The organism is Dolichospermum sp. LEGE 00246, assembly GCF_015207865.1.
Classification (GTDB): domain Bacteria; phylum Cyanobacteriota; class Cyanobacteriia; order Cyanobacteriales; family Nostocaceae; genus Dolichospermum; species Dolichospermum heterosporum.
In genome coordinates this window covers 1378-25881 of record NZ_JADEWA010000004.1, presented here as the reverse complement: position 1 = coordinate 25881, position 24504 = coordinate 1378, and the positions used below count along the sequence as shown (strand labels likewise).

The window sequence follows — 24504 nt, the reverse complement described above, 5'->3', positions numbered from 1 at the left end:
TACGGGGTCAATACCGCCAACAAGGTCTATTTGTTTTCCGGCTTTCAGGCTTTGACCGATGCGAATTTGGTTATCTGCATGAATGGAAATGGTAGAGTTACCGCCGAAGTTATGGGCGTAACGTCCCATATATTTGCCAGTGGTGTCGCGGACATCTTGGACTTCACCACCTGGTAATAATAAGCCTTGGATATCAACATCTTGGGCGGCGTTAATGATAATGGAACTATCTGCTGTATGAGTAACTAATTCACTGGCTGCTTGAATATAAGCACCTGTACCGGAACTGTTACCACCACCGTTAATCGTGATGTTGTTATTGGCGTAGATGTAACCACCTGTTTCAATTGCTTGACCTTGTTGGTTAATGGTATGACCACCAATAAATGCCTGTCCAAGAGATGTGATCTCAACTTTGCCGTAGTTACCTGACCAATCAATGGTTTGAGATAACATATTACCGTTGGCATCAAAGGTTTGGACTAACTTACCGCCTGATGCCAAGGTTCCCATCATTTCCATGTTGCCGGTGTTGTTCATGGAAATTAATGCGCCACTATTATCGGAAGTTAGACCCATGGCGGTGATACCACCTGCTGCGGTGACAATTAAGCCAAGTCCGTTATCGTCTACGCCCGCTGTACCACCATTTAAGCTAACAGATTTGGAAGCTAGTAATCCTGTATCTAAGAAGATTTGTTGACCTGCTTTAACGGTGATGGTTGCGTCATTTCCTGCCCAAGTTACACCGTTTGCACCAATACTACCCCCCGCGACAACTGCGCCTAAGATATCAACGTCTTGCGCCCCTTCTATGTCTATATGACTAGCGGCTTTTTGACTAACAATTCTGCTGGTTCCGTGAACATAAACGCTGGAGCCGCCAGCGTTTGCACTGTTGGTACTATTACCATTAGCATCAAAACCACCCAAAATAGTAATGTTATTGGGAACGTTAATGAATGTTTCTAGGTAAACTGAGGTGGCACTACGAATTTTCAGGTTAGAATTTTGTCCTAAAACATCAATATTACCGCGAATAATAATGTCATCTTGGGCTGCTAATTCAAGAGTTTTATTAGTAGCTAAACTGGTTAAAGTACCTGTTAAGAGAATTGAGAATTGATCTTCGTGAATTGCTTTGAGATAATGGTCATTACCTTTAGCATCTTTGGGTAATTGACTGAAGTAACTATCATAATAATGATTTAAAGGTGAACCCGCGCTTAAATTCATATCATCCGCAGTGGTTACAGTACCTTTAATTACTAATTCGTGAGGTGAAATAATGGTTGCATCTGCACCTTCAGCGATTTTGACAGCCACAGGTGCGCCGTTAATTTGATCGAAACGCGCACCCGCCATGACTGCACTACCAGCGTCTAAGGTTGCTAATTCCCCAGCGCTGATCAAGCTACTACTGTAATCATCGGGTGTAGAAACAATCGCCCCTTGTAATAAGGTAACAGTCTGATCTGCATAGATGTGAGCGATCGCATAGTCACCCTTGGATTCAATTAAACCAGCCAGTTTAATTTGCTCTGTTGCATCAATTTGAATTTTGCTGTTAGCTTCAAAGCTGAAAATTTCGCTACCAGTATCAGTGGTGACTCGTTTGGTATCAATATCTACTTCTGCTTGGGCGGAAATTAAACCACTACCCAAAAGAATCATACTGGGAGCAGTAATATTAATGGCTGTGTTTGCGCCTGTTCCTAGTAAGTCACCACTTAATTGGATAGCGTAGGGGCTAAGTTGATCGTAGGTAGCATTAATATTCAGTTGACCATTACTTTGAGTAACTTGAATCTTGCTATCTTTATCAGTAATTAACCGTTTTGAATTGACTTTTACTAATTCAGTACCGATAATTTCAGCATCGGTGAGTAGGGAAATGGTCGCTGCCGGTGCAGTTAAGCTAATGCTAGAGTTGGCAATATTTGCTAATACCTTGCCTTCTAGTACCATTGAGCCTTTAGTTTCGATAGCGATCGCCCCATTTGCACCTGTTACCTCAATTAAGCTAGAACCTTTGGTACGTAAGCTGTTGACTTGTTCAAGATTAAGAATCTTTTGGTCATCAGTCAGAATAGGGTTATTGCCACTGGTGAGGTCAATGTTAATGTTAATGTTGTCGGTAGCTTTGATATAACCATCAACGACCATTTGCTCATCCACGTTGAGGGTTAAGAATTTAGCATTGAAACCAGAAAGGGCTGAACCATCTTCATCATGAATACCGCGAGCATCAACGTTGGCTGTGCGTGCATTAATGGTTAAACTTTCACCTAGTGCTTTGACTTCACCTTTAACATCCAAGTGTTCTGTGAGCAGAATTGTCGTATCACGGAATTCTGGTTGTTGTGCATCAGCAGAACGGGGATCATTAAAGTAACGAACTTGGTTGGATGCCAGAATATCACCTAACACCATGACGTTACCAAGGTTTTCTCTACCAATGGTTAGGGTAGCGAAACCATTTTTGAGGGCGGACAAATCACGGGTAGAGAGTTCTAAAGCTGGTTCTGGATAGGCTTGAGCATCTTGGAGATTAATGCCACTATCATGGATAGCATCAATTAAATCCATACCTCGACGGGTTTCTGCGGCTGTACCTAAGCGATATAACCAAACATTTTGGTTAGCTTGAATGGTGAAGTTACCCGTACCCTGTACCTGTTCTTTACCACTGCGGAAGTCTATATCATCAGCAGTGAGGGTAATATTTCCAGCTTGTTTGCGGTTGACAAATGTACCACTAGCTAAGGTGAGCAAGGCATCGGTAGCCAGGAGGTTCAAGCCAATATTACCATTTCCCGCTGCTACTGCATATTGATTTGCACCATCAACAATTTGATTACGCCAATCTGAAGTGAGGTTAGTAATCCAATTGCTCTTCCCTACCCAATCTGGCTGAATAGCTAGGGCTGGAATTACCAAGCCGGGATTTTCTTGTACAGGAGTCTCATCTCCATTGCTGACCAGTTTCAGGCTGTCTTTTTCTTGGATCAGAATGTCACCCTGTCCATGGAGAGAGGTAGCGGCGGTCAACTCTGCGATATCTGTGAGGATGGGAGCGAGTGAGTTACCGATTTCATTCTTCACCTTAACGATCAGGTGGCTACCACTACCCAGAATCTTCGAGGCATTGGTATTGATTAATGAACCATCGGCGGCTGTGAGGCGAATCCAACCACTACCTTGGGCATCTTCATTATTAGCACTGGATACCTTGAGATCGGCGGATAATTTAATATCTGTGCGATCGCCGTAAGTACGCAGGTCAATATAACCATCATTTACAGCATTAAGAATCTTCCCTAATTGAATACTATTGAAGGAATCAACAATAGACATCTCCGAGTTAATCTGGCTTTGGAAGTTTACTGTGGAGGCAATAACCCGGATACCAGTTGCCCCCAAGCGAGAAATACCATTGTTATCACTGTTAGTTAAGCTGACATTAGCTCCAAAGTCGAGGATCGTACCACCATTAAACTGGGCTGCTTTACCAAGGAAGGTAAGCCGATCTACATCACTGTTGTAGTTGAAGATTTCCCGACCATTCTTGACTTGATTTTGATTCAAGGCAATAGGAGAAACCATTGTTTGTTCAAAAATTACTTGGTCAAAATCACCTTTGGTATCGTTGAGGTTAATTATGCCATCACCTAATTCAGCCTGAGCGCGTCCAAGACGAACTCGATAGGTGTCATTTCCACCTGCATCTTCAATATTAATGATGCGATCGGCAAAGTCGCTAATATTTACGGTGTCATCCCCACCACTCAGTTTGAGGTTAACAACTGCTGCCCCATTTGCCTTGACAGTATTATCGCCGCCATTTTGATCAACACTGATGCCTTTGCGACCAATAGTAACGTTAATTTTCTTAGTTGCTTTAGAAAAGTCGAAAGTGTTGTCCCCCACACTATCACTAAAGCGATCTACACTAAAGTCATCAGCAAAGACATAAGTGTCATTGCCTTCACCACCGCCTAAATTATCTGTTCCTGTACCACCTTCAAGAGAGTCATTTCCTAAGCCACCAGTCAGGCGATCGTCGCCTGCACCACCGATGAGAATATCGTTACCAGCGCCACTGGTTAACTTGTCATTACCATCGCCGCCGATTAAGGTAACAGTATCAATAGAAGCGGAGGCATCAATGGTATCATCACCTTCACCACCATCAAGGATACCGCCTTTTGCCCCCGCAATTAGCTTATCCTTGCCCTTACCACCCTTAAAGTCAACACTGACTCCCTTGAGTCGAGAAGCATCAATAGTGTCATCACCTTCCCCACCATCTGCTTGAACCTTGCTGACACCTTCATATTTTTGGTAATAACCATCATACTCAACGTAAACCGTGCTGCCTTCACCGTAGAGAGTAAAATTTTCCCCTCCGTCTTCGTTCTTGTAAACCCGTTTTTCAGCACGGCTACCCATATTGAGATATAGCACTCCATCCTTAACCTCTCCCAGGTAAGGCTGCACCTTGGGTGCTTTGTAGTCTAAGTTCACCAGATTGATTTTAAACAGATCTATATCGACGGCTCGTTCAGTGCTAAACAAAAGAAATACATCCACGAAGGCAGATGCCTTAAAATCAATGCTTCCATTCAAGTTAAATAGGTTTTTGAGTCCACCTGCGTCCTCCCCAGGTTGCCCTTGATAGTTCCACATTGACACCAATTCAGAAGCGCGAATCTTGCCATCGCCCTCCCATATCTGCTGAGTGACATATCCGGCACTGTCCTTAATTAGAGTAGATTTCTCGATATCTTGCATATCTACACCGAAATTCATCGTAATTTTGCCTTCTATGCCAGCATCAAAGATACCAACGGATAAAGCACCCGATAGTCCCAAAGTCGAGTTAAGAGTAAATTCGTTCTTATCTTTACCCAGCTTGAGGTTACCCTTGGCATCTTTTTCCAGGGCGTAGTCCATGATATAGAACCCATCGAAGGCATCTAAAGGATTACCTGAATCAATCGCCTGTCTAATGCCGTAGGTATCGTAGCCAAAACCCAAATCTGCGGTGGCTGCGAAGTCACCGAAAGCCTTAATTTTGATACTTGCAGGCAGTGGTGCTAAAGGAATGACAGCCAGAACCATATCGAAGGCGGCTTTGAACTCTAACAAGGGTAGTTCGTAGGTGAACAGTGTGGCATCCCCACCACTCAGGATCTTCGTCCAGTTGTCAATATCCTTGATGTAGGGGAGGACTTGGAAGCCAGAACGGGGAGTTTTCGTTGTTTTGCTACTAGAGGAGGAAACATCTTTGCGAGTATTTTGATTGAGGAAGTTATCCAAATCTGCAGGAACACTTTGGTTTGCAGCGGCAACACCTTGGACATTACTGGTACCAAGTCCGGTAATATCTCCCAAAGGTATCCAACCTGTGGCCTGGAGATTTGCTAACTTATCAACCAGAGCCATGATTTGTTTGGCTTCATCCACAAAACTCCAGTCAATGGGCGATCTTCCCTTCATTTGCATAATCAAGTTGATCAGCCCTTTAACAGTATTGTCTGAAATCATTACATCCAGACCGGGAATTTTCTGATCAAGAACATCTATCAATGGTTTGATTGGTTCCAGGACACTCTTAACATTGCTGGCAATTGGTGTGAGGAAATCGGTGATAAAGCTGCCTACATCCAAACGCAAATTATTAATGCCCATGGTGGGTGTGGTAGCTGGCTTGCCCAATTCCCAGTTCCAAGCCAGTTGAAAATCACCTCCCAACCGCGGTAAGCCCTTCGCGCCATCTAATTCCAAAATCATGCCTAGATTGACATTGGCATTAGCAGCAAATTTGAGGTCAACACTATTCTTCAGACTGCCAGAAAACAGCTTATTGAGACTTAAACGACCACGAGCATCTCCCAATAAATCCATCCCCAATTGACCGTATAAACCGCTGGCTTTGCCATGGGGATTTTGATCTACAAGACTGGCTTTAAAGAATAGTAACTTACCATCACCAGAGAAAGGTGTAGTTACATTCGGATCTGTGGGGTTGCCATCGAGGAAGGCACTAACATCGAGATGTAATTCGGGTTTAGCCTTATCATTACTGGCAGCTAGATAGAAAGAGTCCTTGAGGCTGAGTCCAAAACCAAAGTCGAAGCCCCAGCCAATATCTAAGCCGAACCCACCATTTACATCCAAACTAAAGCCGGGGAGTTGTAAATCCAAGGGCAAATCAATCCCCGCACCATAGAGGTGTCCGCCCATTTTCATATCAAACTGGATGGCATCTACCCCCGTTGGTAACGCATCTCCCTGCCGCCAGATTTTCAGCTTCTGACCAGCCGCATCAAACCAGTTAACCTGGACATCATCAATGGTCAGGTTGCCATCACTGTTAGCATCGAGCAACAAGTTGAGCTTATCTGGTCCAAGGATATTCCAAAGGGTTTCCCGTAGGTATTCAATCGCCTTACCATTACCGCTCAGTTTGGTGCGGAGATCAGCTAGTAATCCCGTTCGCATATCCCGAAGGAATGAAACCGCGGTGGCTAATTTTTCCCCTACCAGCGGTATATCCTGCGCCAAACCTGAATCTAGGACATCTTGCAAAGTACCTACAGCACTATCTACACCATCCAGAATAAAGGAGGGATCGTTAATCAGAGCTAAGAGGGAGAAATTACCACCGAGGGAGGCAAACTGTCCACGAATATCGGGGAATGTCATTTGTAGCGGCTCTGCCACCCCCGCATCCGCCGATTTTGCCAGATGCTTAAATAGTTGTACTAAACCCTGATCTCCATAGACGGGATTGGTTTGAATATGAATTGGATCAAGGTTAAAATCTGCTCCTAAAATGCTCAAGGTAATGGGCAGATTAATATCAAAGCCGCCTGTCAGTTTGATTTGCAGGTTGTCGTTCAAGGACTCTTGAAGGATGTGGTACAAACCGTCATCAGGCTGGGTAGAAGTGGGTTTTTGGTCAACAGCAACCAGCAAGCCAGCATAATCCTTCGTGTTGACATTGCCATCACCATCCAAGACCATACTTCCCTGATCCACAACTATATCTATTGGACCTGCTTTGAAACCAAGGTTTAGATCCTTCCCTTCTAAACGAACACCTATTTGGGCATGAGTTCCCTTTCCTGTTGTGGCATTATAGTCACGCAAAGCAATGTGAGGAGTACCTGTAGTGAGGGTATTGAGGTCAATCGCCGCATCGAAGCTGAGGTTAGCTAAAGCTTCTAGGGTCAGGTTGCCACCGCCATTGATATCAGCGAGGTAATCAATAGCATCTAAAGCCAGAGCGTCGGAATTACCGGACAATTGCTTCAATGTGGCGAGATCGAGATTGAAGTCAAAGTTATCGGAGAAAAGTGCTTGCCAACCTAAGTGAATATTTAAGTAGTGATCGTTGAGAGAAAGAGAGAATTTTTGTTGATCGCTTGCCAGACTATTGTTATCAGTAATTCCCAAGGCATTCTCGATAGTTGATTCCACTTCTTGCAACATTCCCGCCGGATTTTCCGCCGCCACCTCTAACTTGCTAGTCAGATCATCCAGGAACGTGAAAGACTCTTGTAAAGATGTATTAATAACTGGAATGGGAGTAGTATAGAACGGCTCGTCTGCCAGGGAACTGTTCAGGAAGTCAATCCCCATGTGAATCCCTTGCATTATCTGGTCAAAACTCAGCTCTTTGAGGTTGAAGAGGTTATCCAAACTGGGGATTACGACTACTATGCCTTGGTTCTGAATTGCACCGCTGGCAATTTGCGCCTGGAGGTCGAAGACTTGATTGAGGGGTTGTTTAACTGTCTGCACGCCAGACAGATTCAGTAGATTAGGGGCATAAACAGCTAATTCCAGATTGGGGGCAATGGAGATGTTACCGAAACCTTCATTCACCTTCAGTCCTTTCAATTTGGTGTAGCCATCACCATCAAGTTTGATGTAGAAAGAGTCAGTCAATTCCCCATTCACAAGGTCATTGAAGCTAAAACGTCTGTCTCCCGGTGTATTGTTGTTAGGATCACGATCTAATCCCGTGGAAACAGTAGCACCCAGGTGAATTGCTGAACCTGTACCAGCACCACCTGCGGTTAATCCCAAGAAGCCCAATTTAGCGGCTACTTCTAAATCGGTGACATCAAAGTTGACTGCACCTTTGAGTTCAACGTTATCCACATAAAGATTGACACCTCCTGTACCTGTGGGTCCGTCGAAGTCAATTACCAAATCCATGCGTCCGTCTACTGATGCCTTTAGTGCTGCTTTGGCATTTGTAGACAGAGACAAATCGCCAGCTTCTAATCCCAGATCCAAGGCTACGTTATCCAGGACAGGCAGGTCTTGTTTGAAGCTGAAGGGCATGATAATGGCATTCTGCACTGGATCGTAGGTCATTGGCACATTGAGGGGGAGAATGCCGGAATTATTGACGGCAACGATCAATTCTTGATAGGTGCGAATCTTTTCTTTTTGATTATGAACGGAGAAGTTCAGTCCGGTTTGCGCCGTGGTAGTTGGACTATCCAGGGTGAGGGTATTATTCTCGACCTGTAAAATCTTGAAGTCACCCAGCCCGTTAATTGTAACTACTTTACCCTTCCAGCTACTATTAAAGGTTTGTCCTGTTACCGTGAGTTTGCCACCGCTCAAGGCTGCTCCGCTCCCTGTAAATATATTGACGACGGGACGGTATAAGTCAATTTTTGAGAGGACATTGTTGTTAATGGCGGTGGCAAAGTCCAGGGTATTTCCTAGTGAAAGATCCGTAAATGGGATCTGTGTACTCATCACATCAGACTGGCGATAGTCTTCAGCCCAGGAGATTACATCCTGAACCATGGTTATGGCATCGCCTACGCCAAAGTTACGGAAATTCAGGAGTTTGTCAAAGTTTTCTGTCCGGAATGTCAGCCCCGTCCCACCAAACAATTGACCTTCTAAATATGCCTTCGGAGTTACGCCATTAGCTAAATCATTTCCTGCTAGGGAAGCGTAGAAAGGCAACATCACATCTAGGCGATTATCGTTAGTTGTCACCGTGAATTCGCTGTTTAGATAAGATAGCGAACCACCTAGTGTAATAGCTGCTGTACCTTTCTGTTTACCCACTTCATCCGAGCCAATGCTCATTGCTAATGGTCCAAAGTAAGCACCTAATGTGATATCGTTGGCTGCTGCTGTTGCTTTAAAAGCCAGTTTGTTGAGATCAAATGTACTGGTGAAGTTTTGCCAGTCGAAACTGAAATCAAAGTCAATTCCTAAATCTACCCCTAGATTGATTTGGGCTTTACCATCAAGTTCTATCCCAAAGTCGGCGGCATTTGCATCCACTCCAAGGTTGATAGTTTTTTGATAATGGCTTTGGGAGGCATAAGACAGAGAGAAACCAGTTTGACCGATGACAAAATCCAAGCCGTTGGCTATGGGTAGGGTAGGTAGCCAATTGGTTCTGAGACTACCAATCAGTCCTTGCAAGGTTAGCGGTGTGGTACTCGCTTGACTGGGCGAAATGTATGTTTTGACAGCATCTCCCAAGGACAAGTAACTACTCATCCCCAATATTCCGTCTAGGGTTGTATCTGTTCCTGGTAAAGCTATGGTGAGTGGGCTTTCAGAAGTTACATTACCTTCGTTGTCGTAAGTGGGAATCAGACTAGCTTTGAGATCGATGAGTTCCTCTGCACCAATAATCAGCGCATCCTTCACCCCATCTGTTAATACCATATCCAGGTTAGAGGCGTTGAAGCGGCTGACATTGGCAGGGTTGGCAAATTTGACGTTGATAGACTGGTCAGCAATGGTAATGGTTTCATTAATGGCTTGACCAGTCCGGTTCACTTCAACGGCTAGATCACCGGTAAAGACTAGACCTGCTACCTCTAGGTTTGCAGTACCAGTACCTTGGAGGGCATAGCCTCCACTTTGAAGTAAGACCAGCCCCACTTTGCCATTATTTAAACTGCCTGTCATGCCATCAATTAGACTGACGGAGGCTGAGATATTTTTACCAGCGGCTAAAATTGCGCCATCGGATTCGCGGATATTAAAAACCAAATCAGCACTCAGTTCAGTCAGATCAGCGATATTGAGAGTTAAGCCTGTGCCACTGACTTGATTAACCCCAGCGGCAATAGTCTGATCACCGAGAGTAATAGCAGCACTGGTTTTATTATACAGTGCGTTGACATTGCCACTAAGTGTTAGTCCATCAATACCAACTAGAGCTACATCTCCACCCAGATTATAGGCAAAAGTCGTTCCTTCTGAGACAGAATTACGAATCTGCACATAGCTGTTAACATTACTTAATTTCAGACCGATATCATCACTAGCAGTATCTGTACTTACACCTGCACCAACCAAAGCGGATACATCTGTGGCTTCTAAATTAATAACTTTTGTGCCATTGTCATTATCAACTTGGAAGACAAAGTTGCCTTCCAATTTCGCCCAGTCAGATACACCAATGTAGACGTTACCTTGAATCCGGGTAATATCTTCTTGCCCCTCTTCAAAGTTAATATTTACGAATCCGCTGGGAGTGGTTAATTTCTCTTCAACTATGCCACCAGTGCGATTAACTTCTACATTTACTGTTCCCGTTAAAGTCAAATCAGGGACACCCAATAAAGCCGCACTACCAGCACCAGTTAAGGCATAGGTCATGGTAGTTGTTGCTTGGGGGTTGCTATAGTCTATGGTTTTGTAGAGGGCTAAACCTAAAGAGGCATCAGTAATAGAAACTCCTGTGGCCGCATTTGTTCCGTAACCGCTACCCATGAAGGCGTAACCGTCGGTAAGTGCTAATAATAGTTTAGTTTTCTCTTGTAACTGTTCATCATAGGTAAAGCTGGCATTACTGAAGGTTACGCCTCTGTCGCTGGTAGTTGTTCCTTCGGTAGCACTTCCAGCAGTCAGGATGACAGTTACACCTAAATCATGGGTTAAACGGTTAGCTAAGGCAACTACGGCATCTCTGCGTTGTTCGGCAATGTTGTTAATAGGTGTGAAACTCACACCACTGCGGAGGAATTGCTGTGATCCTGTGCCGTCACTGGTGAGGTCAATAACTGTACCACCTGCACTGGACGCTAGTTTGATGGTAGTTCCTTTAACTTCGGCAATATAGTAATTTGTACCACTGGTTAAACCACCAATTGCTGTACCTGTGGTGCGATACTCTACCGCTTCTCCTACCTGCCAATTCAATGGTTCTGGTAAGATAATTGCATTTTTGGCGACATCAACATTAATCAGGTTTTCGGGGACAAATGGTACACCAGTTTTAACAAAACGTTGATTTCCTTGGCCACCACTAGTAATGTTAATGGTTTGTCCGTTGAGTTCACTGGTTAGTTGAATGGTGCTGTTGTCAATGACTTTGACATAGTAATTTGCACCACTGGTTAAACCACCAATTGCCTTTTGTCCTAAATCAGTTTCATAGCTTACCAAGTCGCCATTTTGGAAGTTGTGAGGAGTGGTAAAGCTAATTTGATCATTATTCGGATTTACTCCTAATCCATTTTCAGTGTTAAAGCTAACTAAATTTTGAACAAAACGCTGAATCCCTGTTCCTGCGTTAGTTAAATTAATGGTAGAACCGTTGAGGGTAGAACTTAATTGAATGGTGGTGTTGTTAATTACTTTGACGTAATAGTTATTGCCGTTGGTTAAACCACCAATGGTAGTTTGTCCAGGATCAAATTCATAACGAACTTTATCACCGTCTTTAAAGTTATGTCCAGCTTCAATAACAATCCGATCATTCGTGGTATCAATTACAGGACTACCAACTGTCGTGGGTAACTCCCAAACAGGTCGGAAGCGATAGTTGTCACCACCAGATTTTTTGCTGATATTAACAAAATTATCAGCTTGTAAATCCGCAAAGGTTTCTGCTAGTTTGAATTGGGTTGGTGAAATAACTTTGACATAATAAATTTCTGGCGCGGTGGTGTGATATCCGTAACGATTGTATACGTCAGCAGTGTAGATATCTGCCTGTAATCCATTAAGGGGAGAGGTGGGATTAGGTGCGCTAATTGTGAGACTATCTTCTACTTGTAAGGCAATTCCTTGACCATTTGTGAAATTATGCTGGTAATTTAAAGTAATTACATTATTACTAATACTCTTGATAGTAGATGGGCTTTGGAAGGTTAGATGTGAACTATCACCATTCGCTTTTTCTCCCAGGGAGAATATTTGTGGACCTGTACCTTCTGTGAGTAAATTAACGGCGTTTCCAGCTAAGGCATTACTCTTACCTTTGGCAAGTTTAATGGTATAGTCATCAATTTTTATGACGTTGTAATTGATGATGTCGTAATAACTCATTGGTTGGACTACGCCACTATTACTAACTAGTGGATAATCAACTTCAATATTAGTTCCTTCTTGATAACTGCTAGGAACTCGATATCTAATATTGTCGCCAGTTAGTAAATTATGTTTATTAACAAAGCGGATAGTCTCATTGTCAATGTTGACGCTAGATAGGTTATTTTCTGCTTCAAAACTGGTGACTGCTTGGAATAAATGGTCGCCCTCACTATCACCATAGAGGTTAACGACGGTCTTATCAGTGGTTTTTAGTAGTTGAATGGTTTTACTATCAATGACTTTGACAATATAACTGTAGTGGTCAACTAAACCGACAACTGCATCTTTTCCTTGACGGTCATAACGCACTACCTGACCACTGCTTAAACCGTGAGGTTGATCAAAGATAATTTGTTCTTTGGCTGTGTCAATATGTAATTTACTTGCAGCATCAAAAAGGGTGACGGGTTTGAGATATTGAGTCCCCAGACTATCACTAGTCAAATCAACGATATTACCTTGACTATTCTTGAGACTAATAATATCACCGGAAATCCCTTGAACAGTGTAAACTTCCCCAGCAGATAAGCCACCAATGACTTGATTATCCCCTGGTTGATATTGGACTAAATCACCGTTTGTGAAGTTATTTAAGTAGTTTGAAACTGTAATGTTTTCTGCGGCTACATCTACGCGAATAGTATTGGTGGCGTTGAAACTGACAATTTCTCGTAAAGATTGGACTCCACTACCTACAGTGGTGAGGTCAACAACTTTCTCGGTGGTTGTGCTAATTAATTTGATGGCTTTATTATCAATTACCTCAACGGTGTAGGTTTCACCATTAGTTAAACCACCAATGACATTGCTACTAGTTCGATAAAGAACTTTTTGACCATTGGTTAATCCGTGAGATTGCGGTAATGAGATCAGGTCGCCTATCAAGTCCACATTATTCTCATTAAACGCCCAACCATCAACGGTTGCAGCTATTCCTTTAACTGTAGATTTATCTGCCTCTAATGTCTGTTTTTGGGCTGCCAACTGTGCCAATAAACTTTGGTACATCGCCTCTGTGACAACAGTTTTGCCAGACTCTTGGCTGAAATTATCTAAGTTACTTTCTTGACTTAACCCTGCTTCACCAGGTTCTTGTAACTTAAATAACTCAACTGAAAAAGCACCACCAAAGGCGATCGCATTAGCCGCATTGAAATCAGCTGTACCTTCAACGCGACTTTGATTTTCCTGTCCAGCATTAAAGAGAACTTGGATATTCTGATTATTTCCTATGGCAATGGTTTCATCTACCGTTCCACCCGTGCGGTTAATGCGGATACTTGCACTACCATCCAAAGTTAACTCCGGTACACCAATTAAAGCCGCTTTACCAGAAGCAATTAAGGCATAGGTGCTATTACTACTTGCAGCCGTTTCTTCCGCATAGATAGCCAAACCAAGTTTTCCAGCAGTAACTTCGATACCTGAATTATCACCAGAACCAACAAAAGCCCTGACTCCATCTGCACCTATCAATAAATCCGTATAGGTTGTCGCACCTTCAATTCTTACCTCTTTTTGGAAACCGAAATTACCCGAAATGGCAACGGTATCAGCAACATTCAGGTTGAGACTACCACTGATTTGAGTGAAGTCGTTAACAGTTGCAAAGTTTATGGCAACTTCTGCACCACTGGGTAAAGTAATAGTTTCATCAACTATTGCCCCCATACGATTAACATTGATATTCAATGTCCCATCAAGGGTCAATTCTGGTACTCCTAATAATGCGGCACTACCACTAGCAGTTAAGGCATATTTAGCTGCACTTGTACCACTTTGATTAACCAATAAACCCAATTGTCCTTGACTGAGTTGAACTCCTACCGCGTCTGCTGTCGCATAACCTGACCCCACAAAGGCATTAACATTACCTGCACCAATGCGTAATTCTGTCAAGGTATTAACGACATTTTTCTCAAAGAAGAACTCCCCACTCACTACCGCAGTATCAGCAATATTTAATAGTGCATTGCCTTGAACTCTGGTAATCGTTCCCTCTGTGTCGCTAAAGGCGATATTTACCTCTTCACCACTAGGCAGGGTAATCGTATCAGCAAACGCCCCTCCTGTGCGATTTACAGCCAGTTGTAGATTTCCTTCTATGGTTAGTTCTGGTAGTCCCAACAATGCTGCACTACCACTCGCAGTCAAGGCATAAGTAGCCTCGTTCGTACCATCTTGGTTAATAACTAAACCTAGTTCTCCCTCACTCAGTTCTACCCCAACGGCATCATCGGTATTGTAGTTACTGCCTACAAAAGCGGTGACATCACCTGCACCTATTCGTAACTGAGTTAGGGTATCAACGACATTTTTCTCAAAGAATAATTCCCCACTCACTACCGCAGCGTCCGCAACATTAATGGTGGCATTACCTTGAACACGGGTAATATTACTTTCTGCTTCGGTAAAGAGGATATCAACAGTTTCACCACTTGGTAGAGTAATAGTTTTGGCAACTGCCCCACCCATGCGGTTAACTTCCAGTTGCAGATTTCCTTCTAGGGTGAGTTTTGGTACACCTAATAATTCTGCACTACCACTGGCAGTTAAGGCATATAGGGCGGGATTGGTGTCGGTTTGTGCAATAACTAAACCTAATTTTCCGTCACTCAGTTGTACACCCATTGGGGAGTTACTACCGTAACCGCTACCCACAAAAGCTTTCACTTTATTAGCCGCAATTAACAGTTGAGTTTGTTGACTCTCTCCACTAATAACTTGTTTTTCCACAAAGAACTCGCCATTGACGGCTGCAAATCCGGCTGCATTTACAGTGGCATTACCTTGTAAACGGGTAATATTGCCTTCATTGGCGGCAAAGTTGACAGTTACTACTTCCTGACTGGGTAAGGTAATAGTTTGGTTAACTTCTCCACCTGTACGATTTACTTCTACTGCTAATGTTCCTGTTAATGTCAGATCATCAATACCCACAATTTCCGCGCTACCACTGGCATTGAGGGCATAAGTTGCTGGTGTAGTTCCGGTTTGATTAATAACTAATCCTAATTCACCATTATTTAGTTGTATTCCTGTGGCGCTTGGACTGCCGTAACCGCTACCGACAAAGGCTGTGACATCATTAGCCGCAATTAATAATTGTGTATTATTCTTCTGGACAAAGAACTCGCCATTTACAGCCGCAAATCCAGCGACATCAATTTCTGCATTACCTTGAATGCGGGTAATATTGCCTTCATTTTGGGCAAAGTTGATGGTAACTGTTTCGTTACTCGGAAGGGTGATGATTTCATTAACTGCGGTGTTACTGCGATTTACCGCTAAATTTAATGTTCCTTCTAGGGTTAATTCATCCACACCAACTATACCTGCACTACCACTGGCTTGCAGGGCATATTTCGCTGCTTCAACTCCTGTCCGGTTAATAACTAATCCTAACTCACCGTCACTCAATAATATTCCTGTGGCATTATCAGTTTGATAACTACTACCGACAAAGGCTGTGACATCATTTGCCGCAATTAATAGTTTGGTATTTTCTCCAGAAATATTCTTCTGGACAAAGAACTCTCCACTTATTGCTGCAAATCCAGCGATATCAATATTTGCATTTCCTTGAACGCGGGTAATATTATTACTTTCAGCAAAGTTGACAATTACTTCTTCCCCGCTGGGTAAGGTAATAGTTTGATTAATTGCTGTTCCTAAACGGTTCACTTCTAGTTGTAATCTACCATCTAGGGTTAAATCATCTATTCCCAGTAAATTGGTATTTCCACTAGCAGTTAGGGCATATTTTCCGGTTTGTTTGAGGACTAAACCTAGTTCACCGTCACTCAGTTCTATCCCAATTGCATCTGTTGTTCCGTATTCACTACCAACAAAGGCTGTAACCTCTTTTGCCCCGGAAATAATGTCTCCACTATTTTGTTTGGCAAAGAAGAATTCTCCACTGACGGCGGCAAAACCAGCGACATCAATTTCTGCATTGCCTTGAATTTGGGTGAGGTTGCCTTCTGTATCGCTAAAGCTGAGGGTTAATTCGCTGCCCGGTGTGGTGATGGTTTCTTCTACTGCTACCCCTGTGCGGTTGACTTTGACGGATAGGCTACCACTGAGGGTGAGGTCATCAATACCAACTACTGCTGCTACTCCATTCCCACTCAGGGCGTAGGTCATAGGTGTTGTAGCGTTGGGGTTGGCGTAGTCTACTGTGCGATATAATGCTAATCCTAAATTGGCATCAGTGATTTTCACACCCATTTCATCACCTGTACCATAACCGCTACCCATGAAGGCGTAAGCGTCGGTTAGTCCCAGGAGGATTTTGGTTTGTTCTTCTGTTTTTTCATCGTAAGTAACACTGGCATCTCGGAAAGTTACACCTCTATCACTGGCAGTTGTGCCTTCACTGGCATCTCCGGCGGTGAGGGTGACAGTTACACCCAAATCACTACTTAATCGGTCTGCTAGGGCAACTACGGCATCTCTCCGTTGTTGGGCAATGTTGTTAACAGGTGTAAAGTTGACACCACTGCGGAGGAATTGATGTGATCCTGTGCCTCCTGCCCCAGTTAGGTCTATAACTGTACCACCTGCACTAGCGGCTAGTTTGATGGCTGTGCCGTTGATAGCTGCTATGTAGTAGGTTGTTCCTGTTGTTAAACCACCAATGGGGTTAACGCTGGTGCGGTATTCTAGGGCATCTCCTATTTTTAAGCTGCTAGTGTCGGGGATAATTAGGGTATTTTCTCCGACGTTAACGCGAATTTGGTTTTGGGCTGAGAAGGAAACTCCCGTGACGGGAATTAGTTGTTGGCTACCTGTGCCACCTTTGGTGATGTCTATTATCTGCCCACCTGTCATTAGTTGTAGGGTGGTACTATCAATGACTTTAACTGTGTAGTTTTGTCCAGGTGTTAAACCACCAATTGCCTGTAAGTCTGCACCAACTGAATATTTAACTGTTTGCCCCTCGCTGAAGTTATGGGGTGTGCTGAGGTGAATGGTATTCGTATCGGGGTTAACGTTGAGGGTATTTGCTGCTTTAAATGTTTTGGCTACAACGCTGAATACTTGACTACCACTACCTGGACTGGTTAAGTCAATCACATTACCAGTTCCATCTTTTAGTTGAATTGTCGTGCCATCGATATATGTAGCTGTGTAATTTTGCCCTGATATTAAGCCACCAATGGCAGTTCCTCCAGGTGCTACTTCATACAAAACTTCGTCCTGGTCAAAGAAGATATGACCACCAGCAAAGGTGATATTATTAGCATTTACATCTACTGCTTGGGCTGTACCTCCTCCTGCTTGGACTGTGGGCATGAAACGGTAAGCGGTGGTGTTGCTGGCGGCATTTTTAATTACAGAGACAAAGTTACCTAATTTGAGGTCTTCTAAGGTTTCTGCTAGTTGAATTTTGGTTTTAGAAACTACTTTGACATAATAGGTTTTATCTTCTGTGGGTTGATAACCTGCGGTGCTGTAGGTATCTACGTTTAACCCTACAAAGGGAGATTTTGGAGTGGAGGCTGTGGAGTTAAGTTGAACTACTATTCCTTGACCAGTTTGTAAACCATGATTGTAGGTTAGTTCAACGGTGTTATTGGCAGAAACGGATTTAATAGTGGCTGGTAGACGGTAGGTAAGCTGACTTCTATCTCCGTTGGCCTTTTCTATGAGGGTAAAGGGTTGATCTCCTGAACCTGTGCTGGTTAAATCTATAGCTATGCCGGCGGTGGCGTTACTGGCACTAGTTGCTAGTTTAATGGTATCTTCATCAACTCTAATTACATAATAAGCATAGGTGCTGTAATTCTGACTGAGGCTATCAATTGTGCCGCCTATTGCTGTACCATTACCGGGTAATTTTTCGGGGTTATAATAGGTGATTTTATCGCCTGTTTGCAGGAAGTGTTTGCCTGTGAAATTAATGGTATTACTGCTAATATCAATTTTACTGGCTGTGCTGGTGGCTTCGATACTGGAGACGAAGCGGAAGTTATGGTTGCCAATACTTTGACTGGTTAAATCAATGATGTTGTTATTATTGGGATTTTGTAATTGAATTGTTTTACTATCAACATATTTGATTAGATAGGTTTGTCCGTCTGTTAATCCACCAATGGGGGGATTACCGTTAGCATCATAGCGGACTGAACCGTTAGTTAAACCATGCGGATTATCAAAGAGAATTTTATTTTGTGCTAGGTCTATGTAGATATCATTATTAGCATTAATTTCTGTAACTGGGTTGAAGGAATGATTACCCACACTATCATGGGTAAAATCAACGATGTTACCTTCTTGATCTTTGAGAGAAATAATTGTGGAACTGATGACTTCGACGGTATAAATTCTCAGGTCAATTAAGCCACCAATTGCTGTGTTGCCATTGGCATTATACTGTACTTTTTCCCCTGTGGTGAAGTTGTGGGGGGTAGGGAGGATGATTTGTTCTTTGTCTAGGTCAATGTTGAGGCTATTGTCAGCAGCGAAGGCTAGGACGGTTTTGAGGATTTGTTCTCCAGTTCCTACGCTGGTTAGGTCAACTACTTGGCCATTTTGTAATAATTGGATTGTTTGATCATTCAGTTTATTAATTGTGTATTCTTGACCAATTACTAAACCACCAATTGCTGTACCTGAAGTTTGGTAAACGACTTTTTGGCTATTTTCTAAGGTAGAAGCAGCAGATAGAATTAAACGATCGCTCTCCAAATCTACGTTATTCTCATTAAAGGATAACCCATCAACTATGGCATTAATACTTTTTACATTTTCCTCTGCTGCTTCTAAAGCCTCTTTCTTCGTCCGCAGTTCTGTGAGAATTTGTTGATATAAACCTTCACTAACACTAGTTTCTCCTTTTTGCTGAGAACCTGCACTCAAATTAACTGTATTTGTTAACCCTGTTTGTCCTAATTCTTGTTGTTTGAATATTTCTAGGGAGAAATCACCACCTAAAGCCACTGCATTAGCAGCATTAAATTCCCCAGTTCCTTCTACACGGAATTGATTTTCCTGTCCTTCCCCAAAGGCAACTGTAACGGTTTTTCCTCCACCTAAAGCAATCTCTTCATTGAGAGTTTCACCTGTGCGATTAATGCGGACTGCTACTGTACCATCTAAAGTCAGTTCGGGGACACCAACTAAACTAGCACTACCAGAAACATCTAACCCATAACTACTATTGCCGGCTGCTGTTCCTATGCGTTCATCTAACAGCACCAAGCCGAGTATGCCATCATTAACTTGAATGCCTGTTTCTCCTTCAGAACCAACAAAGGCATCAACATTAGATGCACCAATTAACAATTTGGTTAATGTCGTTTCACCTGTAACAGTGGTTTGTTTCTCAAAACCAAAATTACCCGATATCTGCACAGCATCAGCAACATTTAATTCTAGTTGTCCGGCGATTCTCGGTGTAATTGCTTCTGTTGCCCCTAAAGTCAAATCAAAGGTTGTCCCACTTGGTAGGGTAAAGGTTTCGTTGATATCCTGCCCTTGGGGATTCCATTCTAGGGACAAATTACCAGCAAGTGTCAATTCGGGAACTCCCAACAAAGCCGCAGTACCACTGGCACTCAGGGCATATTTAGCGGCGTTAATACCATCACTGCTGAGAATTAAGCCCAATTGACCTTGACTCAACTGCACTCCTATCGCACTCTGTGTCCCATAACCTGCACCAATGAAAGCGGAAACATCTGCTGCTGCTAGTTTTAGTTCGGTAACTGTGGCTGCGACATCCTTCTCAATTCGGAATTCCCCATTTAAAAGTGCTATATCTGACACTTGAATGGTGGCATTACCCGCAACTACAGTGACATCATTTGCGTTACTGAAATTGAGTTCAATAACTTCACCACTGGTGAGGACTATACTTTCAGCTACAGCTTGTCCTGTGCGGTTCACCAGCACGTCGAGATTACCTGTTAAGGTCAGATCATCAACACCGATTAAACCACCACTACCGCCAACCGTTAGGGCATAGGTGGCGGCTGTATTTGGTTCAGTTGGTGTGTAAATAAGCATACCTAACCGACCATCAGCTAGGGTGACACCTGCATTTTGACTACCAACGAAGGCAGAAACACCTGTTGCACCTAGAGTCAGTTTGCGTTCTGAGGCTTGTTTTTCTAAGTTAAAGATTAATTCAGCACCGGACAAAGATACAAAGTCACTCACAGCCAAGTCATAACCACTGAGACTGACTGCTGTACCGTCAGCATCTCCTTGGGCGGTAAAGCTATCTACTTCTAGGGTAACATCGGGAATACCTCGCAATTGAGCGCTGGGTAAACCATCTGCCGATTCTTCCGCTTGGATATTATAGCTAAAGCTGTTATCGGGGTTGACATTGAGACGGAAATCTGCATTGGTTAAACCTACACCAATATCATCAGCAATTTCTAATGTTCCCGCACCTTCACCCACAAAAGCATCAACATCTGTTCCGATAATTTGGAAACTGCTTTGACCTGTTGCATCTCGATTAAATTCAAAATCGAAATCGCCACTTAATCGGGTATAATCATCAATTATTAAATCAATATCGGCTAAGTTTAACTTCAAAAAGTCGGGAGAACCTAAGCCGTTAAGGGTGAAGGGATTACCAAAGCGCAAGAAAGGTAAGTTGGGGAAATCTACCGTTAAACCGTCAATTTCAAAGTTCCAAGTTAAACCATCTAGGGAGAGATTAAAGAAATCTCCATTGAGGATATCGAGGAAGTCTATACCACCAAAGCCGATTTTACCAGTGAAATCAATGGCACTAAAATCAAAAACAGGTGTGTTTAAGTCTAAATCTGTACCTATTTTTAGATCAAAATCACCGTTGATATTGAGAAAATCACCAATGGATAAAGCTAACCCATCAATATTTAATTGTAAACCGTCAATTTCTGGTAAGTAGAAACCACCCAGGGTGACTCCGGCTAAATCTAAGAAATCTAAACCAACTGAACTTAATTCTAATCCTGAGAATTTGTAATCAAATAAATCTGCATTCAGAGATAAATCAAAGTCACCGGTGTTAATATTAAATCCAATACCATCAAAGCCGATAAATCCACCAAAATCTAGTCCTTTGAGATTAAAAACTGGCAAACCTAAATCTAAATCTGTCCCAAAGCTAAGATCAAAATCTCCATTTAATGTGAGGATATCACCCAATCCAAAACTGAAGTCTTTTAAACTTAAACCAATACCATCAATTTCAGGAAGACTGAAAGCATCTAGTTTAAACCCATCTAAGTTGAGGAAATCCAAACCAATAGGATCTACATCTAATCCTGAGAAGTTATAGTCTAAGTTTATGCCATCAAAAGATAAGTCAAAATCTCCATCTAAGATATTGAAACCGATATTATCAAAACCAAGGAAACCACCGAAATCAATAGCTTTCATGCTAAAGACTGGTAAACCATTGAGTTTGCCTATATTGATATCAAAATCTCCATTAATTTTCGCAAAATCTCCTAAAGATAGGTCAAAATCATATAACTTTAAGCCTATACCATCAATATCTGGTAATCGGAACGCATCTAGGGTAAATCCATCAAGATTCAGAATATCTAGGTTAATCGGGGCTAATTTGAGATCAGAGAAATTGTAGTCAAATTCGCCAGTGCTAAAATCAAACCCAAGATCAAAGCCACCATCTAGAATATCAAAACCAAAATCCCCAAATTCAATTCCACCGGAGAAACCTAAGCCTTGTATATCCAGTGTTGGTATTTCCAAATCTGTCCCAAACCGGAAGTTAAAATCACCATTGATGTTGAGGAAATCATCAATATTGAGTCCAAAATCCTCTATTTGAAGCTCAAATCCATTAATTTCTGGGAGACGGAAACCACTGAGGGTAAAGCCATCTAAATCCAGGAAATCTAAGCCTATAGGATCTAATTTCAGTCCAGAGAAGTCGTAATTAAAATCTAATGTGGCAACATCAAAGGATAAATCAAAATTTCCATCTAGAATATTAAAACCAAAATCACCTAATCCTAAGAAGCCAGACAGATCAGGTACATTTGGTAAATCTGGTAAATCTAAACTAATCTTGGGTAAACTCGGATTTACACCCGGTAGATTGATATCAGGAAGTTCAAATTTAAGATTGAAGTCTCCTAATAAATTGCCAATACCAGGTAAGTCAAAGTCAAAACTGGGTAACTGAAATTCAATTCCTGTATCAATACTAAAGCCGTTAAATGTAAAGGGCTGAGGTAGGGACAGGAAATTTAATCCTCTTAAGTCTGCCGAAATATTATCGAAAGTATAGCTATATTTATTCGCAGCTACTTTATCTATATTCAGGGCAAATTGTCCACCGGTTAAGGCCACACCTACATCATCGCTGATGCTGACTAAATCTGCACCTGTATAACCAACGAAAGCAGAAAAGTCACTAGCATTAATAGTTATATTAGTATTATTGAAACTAAAGCCAAAGTCTCCTGAAACTTGGGCAAATTGGGATATATTGAGATTAACCTCATTGAGGGTGACAGAGAGAGTATTGGAATTACCTTGGGCTGTAATATTACCATTAAAGTTGAGGAAATCCATCCCCCGAAGTGTGGCATTACCGTCAATATTATAAGTATAAGTATTATCTGCATTGAATGTGGCATTAAAATTGCTGCCATTCAGAGCAAACCCCACATCATCAGCTTCTCCTGCGTTACCGGCATAACCAATGAATGCAGAGATATTAGAACCTAATAATTTAGTCGTTGTATTTGTGACTTCAAGACTAAAATTACCTTGTAAGTTGAAAAAGTCACTAATACTTAGTTGGCTATTATTCAGTGATACGGTTGTGGTTGTGCCATTACCGGAAGCGGAAACTGTGCTGGCAATATTGAGGAAATCAATTCCTCTTGTTGTCACGGTGGCGTTATTAATATCGTAGCTATAACTGCCATCTGTATTCAAATCTAAACTAAAGTTACCACCAGTTAACCCTAATCCCAAATCATCTGTAGTTCCTGGTGTATTTTTGTCATTCCCAACAAAGGCTGAGACGTTTGTACCTAAGAATTTTGTGCTGGTATTTGTAACTTGATAGGTGAAGTTACCTTGTAAATCTAGGGAATTGCCAATACTTAGTTGGCTATTATTCAGTGATACGGTTGTGGTTGTGCTATTACCGGAAGCGGAAACTGTGCTGGCAATATTGAGGAAATCAATTCCTCTTGTTGTCACGGTGGCGTTATTAATATCGTAGCTATAACTATGATCACTATTTAAGGTAAAGATCAAACTACCACTACTTAAAGCCAGACCCTGATCATCAGTTGTATCTCCGGTTGTTGCTGCACCATAGCCAACAAAGCCATTTAACTGTGTGGCGCTAAGTTTTATTTGATTGCTATCACTAGAGGTGACGTTAAACGTACCACTAAGGAAAACATTATTATTGATTGTTAGTTCTGCGTCGGCAATGGTAAAGTTCTCAGGAGTGCCATTTTGCCATGCAGCATATAACCCTTGCAATGTCAAGGAAGTGGGAGTAGCATCTAAAACATAGTTGTAAGTATTATCCTGTATGGTTGTGGCTTCAATTGCCCCTGTTTGAAATTCTAACTTCCAATCACCACCCAAGGGGGATGCACCTGTTCTATCTGTAGACGCTGCTATGTCAGCCCCGCTAATTTGACTCAGGTGAGTGACAAATGCTTGTCCGTCTTCACCTTGAGCGATATTACAACCATAAAATAAGATATCTGCTGTACCTGTGAGTCCTGTACCCCATTCTTTTATCTGCTCTTCGTACAGACTTAAATTACTATCAGATAGGGTTGTTGTTCCTAGTTTTACTGTTCCCTCGCTACCGTGGGAAATAATATGGACTGCACTGATATCATGATAATTTTTTAATACTTCTCCAATTTGCCCGATTCCATCAAAATGGCTATCGAGTACAACTACCCCTACGGATGAGCTGAGGTTTGATAAAATTTGCCCGTAGTCTTGTACTAATGAATCAACAAAAACCAATGTGTCTAACCCGTAATTCGGTAAATTACTGGATTTATATGGTTTTTGATATAAGGGATCTTCTAATTCTGAATTTAGTGGCTGTAGTAGGTCAGAATTATAGGAATTTAGGTTTGTGATATCGTTTATGCTCAT

General features: G+C 42.3%; 1 protein-coding gene (only partly in view). It reads right to left on the bottom strand.

The genetic code is table 11. The features are described 5' to 3' along the window. Nucleotides 1–24504: part of a DUF4347 domain-containing protein coding region (locus IQ228_RS00605; RefSeq protein ID WP_193961938.1), annotated on the bottom strand (this coding region is incomplete at its 3' end). The annotated region extends 10501 nt beyond the left edge of the window; the window shows 24504 of its 35005 annotated nt.